This window comes from Bacteroidota bacterium (assembly GCA_018831055.1).
Lineage (GTDB): Bacteria > Bacteroidota > Bacteroidia > Bacteroidales > B18-G4 > M55B132.
This window is the reverse complement of record JAHJRE010000164.1, coordinates 1-12,110: the sequence shown is the minus strand read 5'-3', so window position 1 is coordinate 12,110 and position 12,110 is coordinate 1. Positions and strand designations below refer to the sequence as shown.

The window sequence follows — 12,110 nt, the reverse complement described above, 5'->3', positions numbered from 1 at the left end:
TTGCGTACAACTTCTTTTCTGATTGATTCTGAAAAAGTACGTTGTCTCCTTTGGTCAAATTGCTTTTTAAAAGATGATGTTGTTGCCATTTCTTAACTTTTTGATGGTCAAAAAGTGGTCAACATATTTCAGGCACTGACACATTAGTAATTGACAAATGACAAATGACAAATGACAGTTAAGAAGTACAAAGACTCCCTGCATTCGCTTTATTCACTTGTCAGGCGAAATCGTACGAGCCGAAGTGGATTGCCGGATGCATTGCGAAGTTCCTGTAACGCATAAATATATCCATCGCGGAAAACCATTTTTCCCGGAGTAATCGACAGATCATAATCATCACAGATGAAACTGCTCTGACATATAAAACGTCCTGTTTCCTGGAAAACCCATACATTGAACCGGTTTTCCCCTTCTTCCCTTGGAAATTCGAAGAAAAGGAGATTACCGTCGGAATCCTTTATGATATTGGAGAAATAGGGGATATTGATGGGTTTTGATATCTTTCCAAGATCTTCTTCCATCTGACTAATAATGGTTTGCTTTGCTTTTTCTCCTTCTTCTGCAGAACCGAAGGCGGCATATTTCGATTCATCCATAGTCTGGTATTTCGTTATGAAATTATTTTGGATTTCCTTTTGCTCCTCAACCGTAATGTTTCTTGCCTGCCAATCCACTTTTTCTTTACGGAGAAGGTTTCCGTTAAGGTCATATACCAGGATATCGCCATCGGAAGGTATCGAAATAATGAGGTTATTGTTCAGGTATTCCATCCTGGGCGGTATACTCATTCCTGTATATCCTGAATATGGCATAGTATTTAATCCAATGCTCGTCCCGTTTTCGAAACGATAGGTATAGTTAAACATCTTTTTGCGGTCATTCGCACTGCCTCTTTCTGTAAAATGTTCCCAGATCACTTTCTGGTCGTTGGTTTCATAATCAACGATGGCGACAAAATCCCTGAATTTGTCTTTCCAGATCACCCATCCGGCTACTGCAATCTTTCTGCCTGGTAGGGGAACCATGCCTTTAACCATATAATCAAGCGTAAGAGTCTTTATATAATTGCCTTCAAGATCAGTGCAGAGAATCTTGCCCATATTGTCGGCATCCGTGAGCAGGATCTTGCCATCCAAAACACCGGTGATGCTCTTTGTCGATTTAATAACCTCTCCATCCGGTTTTCTGATGTTAAAATCCTTTACAAATAGGCCTTTTGGATTGAAAAGCGAATAGTAGTTCCGGTAAGCATGATTGACCACAACCGAACCGTCGGGCAGCAATACGATCGATTTACGGTTTGCCATTGGCTTTCCATACACGGTGTCGTAATATGAAACAAAAATTTTCTCCCAGTTATTCACCGAAGCATATTCTTTATCGGCTACCAGCCTGACTTTTCCGGTCTTGTAAATATCCAGGAGGTTTTGTGAGGTGAGGGTGGATGTAATCAGCAGGAAAGAAAGCAGAATCATTAAATTCTTCATGTTGTTTTTCTTTTGCCGGGATATTCCCGTGGTTATTCAATTCTTAATTGCTTTGATATTCTGTAACCTCACCATCTTCTGAAATGACGGTGATGGTCATTTCCTGTTGGGAGGCGGTACGGTTTGCATCTATTTCATTTTCAATGCTATTGCTCAGGATGATCTCTTTTTCAACCTCCACATCCGACCATTTTTTCAATAAAATGGCAAAGAGCAGTATGCACGCAGCCGAAGCAGCTATGATTGATAGCCGGATCAGGGTAACGGATTTCCTTCCTGAACGGATGGATGGATTGACAAAGGGCACAACATTATTGATGGACTCATTAAGCTTGTTGAGGGTAGTTTTCATCGTGACAGCCAGTAGTTTTCTTTCCGAAATCCTGGAGGAACATTTGTTACAGGAGGCGATATGCTTCTCAATCCGGGCTGTCTCCTTTTGCGTGGTCTCCCCGTCAATGTATTTCTGGATAAGACCTTCTTTAATACAGCTCATAATTCAGGTTTTTTAATTCGTCCTTCATTTTGTTCAGTACCCTGGAGAGTTTCTTGCCAATGGAGGAGTACCTTATCCCGGTTAAACCGGATAATTCCCTGTACGAATATCCTTCGCTGTATAGCACTGCGAGTGTTTTCTCCCGGGGTTTAAGTTTTGACAGAGCAAGGCGGATGACGGCCTTTTCATCTACAGCGCTTTGTTGATCAGCAGATCCGGTATCTCTCACCCCATCCAGATTCTGAAAAAGCTTCTTCCGTCCGTTGTGATCAATACATTTATTAATGGTAGCGCGCAAAAGCCAGCTCCCCGTGTTGTGTATTTCCTTTTGCCCTTCTTTTCTTTCCAGGAAATAGACGAAAACTTCCTGCACGATATCACTGGCCACATTGCTGTCATTAACCATCTTTCTGGCAATGCTGTGCATTTTAAGGTAATTATCCTTGTATATGTCTTTAAAGCTTTCCAGAGTTTTGCGATATTATGTATGTCTGTTTGAGGAAGAGTTTTGTGACATTAAAATTAATTTAAATCCAAAAACTCTTTGCGCCTCATGCATACTCTGTGCCTCTGCGCGAAAAAAAAAGCTATCTCAGAGTGAAAATTCTTATCTCCTTGCTGAGTTTATTTCGCGCAGAGACGCAGAGGAGAAGTATTTACTTGAATAAAACTAGCAGAACCGCAGGGACGCAGGGATTATGTTGATTTTGACTTCATGGTCTTGTTGAGCCTCAAATCTGCAAGTGTATAATAAAATCGCTACAAATGCACGAATGAATTACATCATGACTTCACGGTTATTGGTAAATTGAAATATCGTTCATTAATCTTTATTTGTGCATTCGTGGCATTTATTATTATTCATTAGTGGCATTTATTCATTACCTATTCGCGGAAATATGGATTGTCAAATTAGCTTGTCGATTGTCGATTACTCAGTGTAATTATTTCTTAGAGTTGCACAGAGGATTCTCGGAGTTAAGAATAGTATCTAAACAAAAAGCATCGTAATAAACTATATTACAATGCTTTATGACTTCTGAGCGATCCCGGCAGGATTCGAACCTGCGACCCACAGCTTAGAAGGCTGTTGCTCTATCCAACTGAGCTACGGGACCAAGAGATCGAAGATCGGAGATCGGAGAGCTATGTCTCCGATCGTCTGCCCTGGTGAAAACCGGGGTCGATTTCCGCGCGCAAATATACAAATTTCCGTTTTCCTACTCCGGTTGTGCCTTGCCTTTTTCTCTGTCTTTCTTTTCACGCGGTTTGTTGATCAACCCTTTGCATTCATCCAGAGTCTGAGCTTCTTCCTGCACCAGTTCATTGAATCTTTTCAGAAGATCGGCGTCTTCCTGATATTTCTCCCGGATTAACCGTATTTCCTGGTTTCTTGCCTTCCGGACAGAGTCGATCAAGGCCTGTGGATAGGTCCCGAGCGTGTCGCCCATCATTTTATCCAGCTCCGCACGCATCTCACACTTTAGTTTTGCATAATGCCGGGCCTCATCCTTTAGCTTGTCCTCCGGATCACTTGCACATGCCCACGCAATAAGCAAGATTAGCACCACCAAAAATTTACCAGTAAAAACACTTTGCTTTTTCATATACTATGTCCTCTTTAAAATTATATACTTCTTTTGATCTCAGATCTCAGATCTCAGATCTCAGATCTCAGATCTTATCTTTCCGATCTCCGATCTCCGATCTCCGACCTCCGATCTCCGATTTACCCTCCCACACAGTCTCTATGCTCCATTTTCGCCTTTTCCAACTCTTCCGTAAATATTACCTTCTTCTCCGGCATGCCTTCGTATTTGGCTTTCATTTCCTGAGATACCTCATTCTTGTATTTTACCAGGTTCTTGGTTTTTAACTTCAGGAAATCATTATCAGGATACTTTTCCAGTTCCGCTTTGGCTTTCCTGAGCCTGCATAGTGCGGAGGCCAGCTTATCCGCGTCTTTCCGGATCTCTTCCCTGGGATCGGGTACCTTAACGACAGCCTCCTGCTTCGCTTGTCTTTTTCCGGTTACCTCTTTGTTTGCCTTGCCGCATCCTGCCAGAATAAACACGATAGCCGCAATAATAATGATAATGCTTCCGAATCTCATCATTGTTCTTTCATTGTATGCAAAAGTAGTCTTTTCAGGTGGTTTATACAATAAAGACTTCCGGTAATTTGCCTTTCGGGATTAATTAGTAATTTCGGCGCATATACGGAATTGGTTTATGCTCTGGGATTATCTGCAAAACGGCCTTGTCAACGGAAGCACCATCACCATTATGGCTCTTGGCTTTGCATTGGTGTACAATACCTTCCGCGTTTTTCATATAGCCTATGCCGGATTGTTTACCCTGGCTGCCTATACCTTCCTGTTTTTAACCGCGAACTTTCACCTTTCTGTTGCCGTTGCCATGATTCTGAGCATTATACCGGTGGCATTACTAAGCTGGCTTATCGATTTTGTTGTATATAATCCTGTTTCCAGGAAGGGAAATGATCCCAACCTGCTGATGATTGCCTCCGTGGGTGTGTTTATTGTTATTACCAACCTGCTTGGACTGGTTTTCGGAAACCAGCCGCGGATTATTCCGGAAAGTTTGAGGACTTCCTGGATGGATATCCGTTTGATGATTTTCTTTATTCAAACATTGCTGATCATCGTCTTTGCCATTTTTCTGAAGTCAACGGTGACAGGCCTCATGCTGAGAGCTGTCAGGGATGAGCCCCGGCTGAGCATGAACCTCGGTATCCCCGCCGCCAGGATGAGGTCGCTGGTCTTTATCCTTTCGGGAACGCTTGTTGCCGTGGCCGGTTCTCTCCAATGCCTCGATGTCGGTGTTAATCCATATTCAGGACTGCCTTTGTTCATAAGCGCCTTCATCGCTATGGTCATAGGAGGAGTGGGGCGTTATGAAGGCGCTGTCCTTGGTGGCTTCCTTCTCGGTTTGATACAGTCGTTCACCGAATATTTCACAGGAAGCCAATGGGTGGTAGTGATCACCTTCGTCGTATTGCTTGTTTTTCTGTTTATCAGACCTGAGGGAATAATTCCTGAAAAACAAAGGGGGGTGTGATGATGGCCTATGCTTTCCATATAGGTATTGTTCTGATGGTATATATCATCCTGGTTGTTTCTTCGCATCTGCTTATCAATGTGAGCAGGCTGATCAGCCTCGGACAGGCTGCTTTCTTCGGGATAGGTGCGTATATCACTGCCCTGGTAGCGATGGGTTTAGGTCTCTCGTTGATTCCTGCCCTGCTTGCTGTTATGCTTGTTAATGCTTCAGTGGCTGCTATGCTGGCATGGCCTGTGATGAAACTGAAAGGGGATTATTTCATCCTGGCTACCCTCGCATTTCAGTTTATCGTATTCAGTATCCTGTATAACTGGACAGCAGTTACCGGTGGTTCACTTGGCGTTTCCGGTATCCCTGCTCCGGAAATATTGCCTGGTGTTGTCGTGAGCGGTTTACCGGCTTTTTTTGCGATGACTCTGATAATCACCGTTATAGTCGCTTTCCTGTTTTATAAGCTTCAATACTCGTATTTTGGACTGCTGGTCAAGGCCCAGCGCGACAGTGAGCCGGCGATGAAAGCGGCAGGCCGCGATACCCAAAGCACAAGGGTTTATATTTTTGTGATCTCAGGAGCTTTTATTGGTGTTGCATCATACCTGTATGCGACCTATATGTCATACATCCATCCGGCCGGTTTCAACCTGGAAGCTTCCATTTTCATTTTGCTGGCAGTCTTTGTCGGCGGCACCGAAAAACTCCGGGGTGCCGTCATGGGAGCAGCCCTGATCGTCTTATTGCCCGAGTTTCTTCGATTTGCCCGGATACCGGAACATATGGCCGGCCATGTGAACCAGATTATTTTCGGATTGGCGCTGATCGTTCTGGTGATTTTTAAATCCAAATCCTTAAAACCAAAATAGTACGGATATTATGCAGGATGCCTTGCTGATCATAAAAAACCTTGAAAAAGGATTCACACTTGACAAACGGTCGCTGAGCGCGATGGGGGAGAAGTCGCTGGTAGTGAAGGATGTCAGCATGGAAATACAAAGAGGAATGGTAACCGGGCTGATAGGAGGGAACGGAGCAGGAAAAACCACTATCCTGAACCTGATCAACGGCCTCCTGAAACCGGAAAGCGGAGAGATATGGTACCGGAATAAAGGAAAAACTGCGGCATGCCATCAGTTGCCTCCAAACCGGATTGCCCGGCTGGGTATAGGCCGCTTGTTCCAGGGGACTCAATGGTCGCCCGACCTTACGGTTAAGGAAAATATAATGCTGATGCTGCTGGATCCCAGACTTGAAAGGCCTTTTTATAATATCCTCCGGTATGCGAGATACAGGGATCTGGCAGAGGAGCTGGATCGGAAGATAAATGAAAGGCTCGTGACATTTCTTCCATACATGGATATCAAACCGCTTCTTCCTGTGAAAGCGGAAGAGCTGTCCTTTGCCCAGCAACGCCAGCTTGCTTTTGTTACCCTGCTGATCAGCGATCATGATCTTATTATTCTCGATGAGCCGGTTTCAGGAATAAGTGAAGGCGACTGGAAGTGGATGGGAGAAGGGATACGTGATTTTGTCAGCCGTGGCAGAAGCGTACTGCTGATAGAACATAATGTTGATTTTATCAGGAATTATGTTGACCATTGCTATTATATCTCTTCAGGAAGTATACTCTTTTCAGGAACAACCGAAGAAGTCCTCAATCACCCCGATGTCAGACATGAATACCTTTCCGTATGCTGAAGCTTGAAGACATATATTCGGGTTATCGCAGCGACAATATGATTTTGTCGGGTCTGGCCCTGCAGCTTGAAACAGGTGAAAGCCTTGGCATTACAGGAAGAAACGGTGCCGGAAAGACAACCCTGCTGAATACCGTTACGGGTAATATACCTTACCGGACGGGAACTGTGCAGTTCCATGGGACTGCTATCAGCCGTCATAAATTACGAGAAGCAGGCATAGGCGTATTCCTGCAGGGGGGAGTTATTTTTCCTCATCTGAATATCCGCGAAAACATCCGTTTGGCATGCCCGGGGCGAAAATACATAAACAGGGTGGAAGATGTTGCCGGATTTGAGCTGTTCGGTAATTCCCGCTATGCATATATGAAAGCAGGAAATCTAAGCGGAGGGGAAAGAAACCTCCTTGCTCTCCTCATGGCTGTACAAAGTAAGCCATCCCTCTTGCTCCTTGACGAACCTTTTGCCGGTATCTCTCCTTCCAATGCCCGCATGATCCGTGATTTTATTATCGATTTCCGTACTAAATACAATCCATCCATAATCCTGGTAGAACAAAATTCTGAACACTTTCAGGGTATTTGCGACCGTATTATGCTTCTGAAAAACGGCAGGTTGTTTTAAGACCAGGTTATGTATCAGGAGCACAGTGAACTAATGCGTTAGTTGGCATGTTGGGATTATAGTATTTTGATGCTTAGACCGTTGAGTTTTTATAAGAAAGAAAAACTCCTCCGTGGTTCTCTGTGACTTCTCAGTGTTTCTCTGTGAAATATTTTTTTACACAGAGTACCCCAGAGCATTCTCTTTTCATTAAATATTTTCCCGGGATTTTGATTATTTTCATATCTTGCAAACAAATTATATACAATGAACAACTGTCCGAGATGTTCCTCCGTATCTATTGTCAAAGCCGGTAAAGCCTCCGGGAAGCAGCGCTATAAATGCAAATCATGTAATTACTTTTTCACGGTCAGAACAAAAGGAATGCCCGCTGAAGCAAAGAGAATAGCCATTCACCTCTATCTGGAAGGATTAAGCATAAGGCATATTGCCCGTATACTGGACGTATCGGATGTGGCCGTCGGTAAATGGCTTAAACCGGCCAAACCTCTCCTCTCTTCTTATCGGAAACCAATGGCCATTGTAAAACCACTTCATAAAGTGGAGCATTTTCTTCTTTCACGTGAGATATTCAGGAAATACGGATGGCTATTGATCGGGATGGAAGAAAACAATGGTATTTGCCTCCTGGGAAGCATTGAATCGGGTAATTGTGAAATAAAATCTCCGGAGCATGTATAAATGGTTTGCTTGATTTATATTTTTATTTCTTATTCTTGCATTGATCACAAACCTGAACCATTATGGATGCACACCGGATTAAGTTGATTATCTTATCAATTGGTATTCTTTTTCTGTTTTCCTGTAAAAATTCTAATGATAAATCGACCCGGCTTCCCTCCTGTAAAGTTGGCATAAACCTAACTCTTACCGGTAATGCTGCAAATTGGGGTTCGGAAGTGAAGAAGGGGCTTGTGTTGGGTTTCCGGATGTTTAACGACACCTGCAAGCGAATGCAAATCGAAACCGTTGTGGAAGATAACCAGATGGATCCGGGGAAGGCGGTTAGCATTACCAAGAAACTCCTCGATGTGGACCAATGCGATCTTATCATTTCAGGATATACTCCGGTGGTTAAGGCAACTGCCCCGATAGTCAACGAGCGGGGTATTCCTTACCTCGCTACTCTTACCAGTGCTGCAGATGTAACGGATGCAATGCCATGGGTATTCCGCGATTTTGTGAGAGAACCGGTATACATGCCCATGCTGGCAAGATATGCAGCAAACCTTGGATTAAAAAAGGGAAGTGCACTGGTTGTCAACGACGATTTTGGCCTGGATGCAAGGTACCATTTCGGACAACGCTTCGTTTCGCTTGGTGGTAACATGGATCCGGGAGAAGTTTTTGATGCCTCCGATACCGATCTGAGAAACAAGATATCTTCTGTTTTGTCATCTGACCCCGATTTTATTCTGGTTGTAGGCCGGGGAGCAGCCATGATCAACGGAATCCGCCAGATCCGTGAAAAAAACCCGGATCTGCCTTTATTCCTGCCGGTATCCATCGATGATGATATGATATGGAATGCACTCGGAGAGGCGGCAAACGGGATCATTTTTGCCCGTATTGATATTAACAGCCAGCATCCCGGTTTTCTTAAAGTTGATTCTGTTTTTAACGAAACCTACGGCTATAATATTAAGTGGATGAATATTTATGGTTACAGCATAGCATGTTACCTGTGCAGGGGATTTTATGAAAATGGCTGCGATCCGGATTCCATGCGCAGTTATCTTGAAACACTTGATTATTCCTGCCTTAGAGGATTGATCCATATGGACGCTTCCAGAGAAGTAATTGCCCCCCTGAAAATCGTGCGTCGTTTCCAGGGAGAAACAATACAGGTTAATTGATCAGAATAAATAATTACAAATCAATTTGTTATGAAAAAAATTATCTACCATTGCCTTTTTATATTTTTGATTGTTCTGCCCTTCTTTCTTAATGCCCAGCAGAAAAGCATAGAAGGATTTGTCTCCGACCGCGAAACAGGAAACCCCCTGGCTGCTGCCAATGTAGTGATCAAAGGCACTCAACAGGGTGCCACCACCAACGATGCCGGATTTTTCAAATTGCAGGTTGAAGGAACGGAATCAATCACCCTCCTGGTAACTTATGTCGGTTATAAAGATGTAGCGGTGAATGTCAAACCCGGACAAAAAGACCTGCGCATTCAACTTGAACCTACCTACATTATGGGTACGGAGGTGGTTGTCAGTGCTTCCCGTATCAGCGAAAATATCCGCAAGGCTCCGCTGACCATCCAGAAGATCAGCGAACGCCAGATACAAAGCTCACCCTCCGGCGACTATTTCCAGGACCTGGGTAGTCTTCGCGATGTTGAGGTGATTAACAACAGCATTGGGTTTAAAATATTCAATACGCGTGGGTTTAATACTTCTGCTCAGTTGAGGGTAGTGCAACTCATCGATGAGGTAGATAATCAATTACCAACCATAAATATTGTTCCAGGAAACATGTTTGGCGTTTCAGATATTGATATTAGAAATATTGAGGTTATCTCGGGACCTGCATCTGCTCTGTACGGTCCTAATGCTATGCAGGGAGTATTAAGCTATCAAACCAAAGATCCATACGACTATCCAGGAGTGGCTGTCCAGGTTAAAGGTGGCAACAGGGAATTTTTTGAAGGACAATTCAGAGCGGCTAAGACATTTTTTAAGAACAAGCTTGGTTTAAAAATTACAGGATCATATATGAGGGCCATGGACTGGCAGTCTGATTATATTTACGGACAAGCTCCAGCAAATCCCAGCTTGCAGCAGAAGATTATGGGTGGGATAATGAATGATCCTTCCTATGCGGATTTTAAGAACTATTTTACTAATATTGATTTGAATACATCGCCTTTTAATAAAGTCATGATGCCAGGTTACACTGAAGAAGAGTTATTTAATGGCCAAATAGACAATATGAAAGTATCCGGGGCAATTTACTACCGTTTTTTAAAGGATATGCAAGTAAAATATGTTTACAGGTTTTCAACAGGTACCAGTTTGTTCATGGGAAACAACCGTGCCCCTCTTGAAGACTTTTATCATCGTATACATTTAGTCGAGTTCAAAGGAAAAGGCTTTACAATTAGGGGTTATAACATAGATGATAACACTAAAGATACATATACGCTTGTAGGTGCAGGAATGAATCTTGGATTTGCAAGTCTTGGGAAAGTAGATGCAGCTTTTTTACCGGCTTATGTCAATGCCGTCCAAAATTTTTCGAATAATTTTTCCTTAGCTTTAACACAGGATCAACTCAACCAGGCAATCAAAGCAGGAACTGCAGCAGCAGCAAATTCTTGGTTAAAACCTGGTACCGAAGATTTTGAACAAGCTTACGAGAAAATCCAAAAAGAAAATCCTCCATTTGGAGCTCATTATTCTAGCAAAACAAGCATATATCATGTTGACGGTATGTATGAATATGCTTCCGACAAAATCGACTGGAACATTGGAGCATCCTTCAGAAACACACACCCTATTTCAAATGGTACCGTATTTGCAGATACACTCCAAAAGGATGGAACCTACCGTGAAATAAATGTTAACGAATACGGTGGTTTTATTCAGGGTATTGGAAAATTTTCAGATGATATGGTTAAGTTATATGCATCGATCAGGCTGGATAAAAGTGAAAATTATGATTGGCAGTTCTCACCACGCATTGCCTTAGTGACCAGCATTGAAAACCACAATCTACGCATTACAGCACAATCTGCATTCCGTGCACCGGCCGTTTCTGATCAATATCAGTTGCTGAATCGCGGGTCAGATATCGTTGTTGGAAATGTTGACGGATTTGGACCGACATATTCCCAGAATTCTATAAACGCTTATCAGATAGGTGGCTATAGCGATTCAACCTTGCTTGAAGCATTGATTGTACCGGGCGTTAAACCTGAACAGGTTAAAACAGTTGAGTTTGGTTATAATGGTACTTTTTTTAATAAGCTTTATGTAGATTTTAGTGCCTATTATAGTCGTTATTCGGATTTTATTGCATATACTAGGACTGGTACACCAAGAGTCGGCGTTGTTGGCGAACAAAGTGGTATTGATGCCATAAAGCAGGGAAATTATCAGAAATACAATGTGGCGACCAATATCGAAAAAGACGTTGATACTTATGGGGCCGGTATTAGTTTAGGTTATTATTTTCTAGAGAATATTATGGCCTACATAAATTATACATACAGTAATATAGATTCATCAGGACTTTCCAAAGATGTTATTCCAGGCTTCAACACCCCTAAACATAAATTCAATGTTGGGGTCCAGGGAAAGAATGTGTATAAAAACTTTGGTTTTACTCTGAATTTTAAATGGGTGGATAGTTATTATTGGGAAGCAATTTTTGCCAGCGGCCCCGTTCCTTCCTACAATACACTGGATGCACAGATCAGCTATGGTTTTCCGAAGATCTACTCCACCCTCAGATTAGGTGGTTCCAATATCCTGGGAGAAAAATATATACAGGCATATGCAATGCCCGAAATCGGTGCATTTTACTACGTCTCGTGGAGCTTTGATTTTGGGTTTAAAAAATGAAATTGGAGAAAAGAGAAGGGAGAAGGGAGAAGGGAGAAGGGAGAAGGGAGAAGGGAGAAGGAGCAGGCTGCAGGTTTCAGGTTGCAGGAGTTAGAGCAAGAGTAAGGGCAGAGAGCAGGTTGCAGGTTTCAGGTTGCAGGAGTTAGAGCAAGAGT

Annotated in this window: 13 protein-coding genes and 1 tRNA gene; 8 read left to right on the top strand and 6 right to left on the bottom strand. The window is 43.0% G+C overall.

Annotation, left to right across the window (positions count from 1 at the left end):
- Positions 1-209: 209 nt before the first annotated feature.
- The 6 genes from KKA81_10675 to KKA81_10650 form a co-directional block, all read right to left on the bottom strand.
- On the bottom strand, positions 210-1,490 hold the full coding sequence (locus tag KKA81_10675) for a hypothetical protein (GenBank protein MBU2651388.1): 1,281 nt from the start codon (positions 1,488-1,490) through the stop codon (positions 210-212).
- A 43-nt stretch (positions 1,491-1,533) separates the two neighbouring features.
- Positions 1,534-1,986 (bottom strand): zf-HC2 domain-containing protein, encoded by a 453-nt coding sequence (locus KKA81_10670; GenBank protein MBU2651387.1) that lies wholly within the window; start codon positions 1,984-1,986, stop codon positions 1,534-1,536.
- A complete protein-coding gene (locus KKA81_10665) occupies positions 1,973-2,413 on the bottom strand; it encodes a sigma-70 family RNA polymerase sigma factor (GenBank protein ID MBU2651386.1) in 441 nt (146 codons plus the stop codon). The genes KKA81_10670 and KKA81_10665 overlap by 14 nt, the downstream gene beginning before the upstream one ends.
- A 617-nt stretch (positions 2,414-3,030) precedes the next feature.
- Positions 3,031-3,104 (bottom strand) — tRNA-Arg (locus KKA81_10660).
- A gap of 102 nt (positions 3,105-3,206) precedes the next feature.
- Complete coding sequence (locus KKA81_10655) at positions 3,207-3,593, bottom strand: hypothetical protein (GenBank protein ID MBU2651385.1); 387 nt, start codon at positions 3,591-3,593, stop codon at positions 3,207-3,209.
- Positions 3,594-3,715: 122 nt separating this feature from the next.
- Positions 3,716-4,102, bottom strand: coding sequence for a hypothetical protein (locus KKA81_10650; GenBank protein MBU2651384.1), 387 nt, complete (start codon positions 4,100-4,102; stop codon positions 3,716-3,718).
- A gap of 115 nt (positions 4,103-4,217) precedes the next feature.
- Here KKA81_10650 and KKA81_10645 point away from each other — a divergent pair, with 115 nt between their 5' ends.
- The 8 genes from KKA81_10645 (at position 4,218) to KKA81_10610 (ending at position 12,101) form a co-directional block, all read left to right on the top strand.
- The gene (locus KKA81_10645; protein MBU2651383.1) at positions 4,218-5,066 is read left to right on the top strand and encodes a branched-chain amino acid ABC transporter permease; all 849 of its coding nucleotides are present in this window, start codon (positions 4,218-4,220) and stop codon (positions 5,064-5,066) included.
- Complete coding sequence (locus KKA81_10640; protein MBU2651382.1) at positions 5,066-5,929, top strand: branched-chain amino acid ABC transporter permease; 864 nt, start codon at positions 5,066-5,068, stop codon at positions 5,927-5,929. The genes KKA81_10645 and KKA81_10640 overlap by 1 nt, the downstream gene beginning before the upstream one ends.
- A gap of 10 nt (positions 5,930-5,939) precedes the next feature.
- A complete protein-coding gene (locus tag KKA81_10635; GenBank protein MBU2651381.1) occupies positions 5,940-6,761 on the top strand; it encodes an ATP-binding cassette domain-containing protein in 822 nt (273 codons plus the stop codon).
- Complete coding sequence (locus KKA81_10630) at positions 6,755-7,384, top strand: ATP-binding cassette domain-containing protein (GenBank protein ID MBU2651380.1); 630 nt, start codon at positions 6,755-6,757, stop codon at positions 7,382-7,384. Before KKA81_10635 ends, KKA81_10630 begins: the two co-directional genes overlap by 7 nt.
- A gap of 246 nt (positions 7,385-7,630) precedes the next feature.
- Entirely contained in the window at positions 7,631-8,065 is a 435-nt protein-coding gene (locus KKA81_10625; protein MBU2651379.1) for a hypothetical protein, read from the top strand.
- 62 nt (positions 8,066-8,127) lie between these two features.
- Positions 8,128-9,240, top strand: a complete 1,113-nt coding sequence (locus tag KKA81_10620) for an ABC transporter substrate-binding protein (protein MBU2651378.1) — start codon at positions 8,128-8,130, stop codon at positions 9,238-9,240.
- Between the two features lie 30 nt (positions 9,241-9,270).
- Complete coding sequence (locus tag KKA81_10615; GenBank protein ID MBU2651377.1) at positions 9,271-11,955, top strand: TonB-dependent receptor; 2,685 nt, start codon at positions 9,271-9,273, stop codon at positions 11,953-11,955.
- The gene (locus KKA81_10610; protein MBU2651376.1) at positions 11,952-12,101 is read left to right on the top strand and encodes a hypothetical protein; all 150 of its coding nucleotides are present in this window, start codon (positions 11,952-11,954) and stop codon (positions 12,099-12,101) included. The genes KKA81_10615 and KKA81_10610 overlap by 4 nt, the downstream gene beginning before the upstream one ends.
- Positions 12,102-12,110 lie beyond the last annotated feature (9 nt).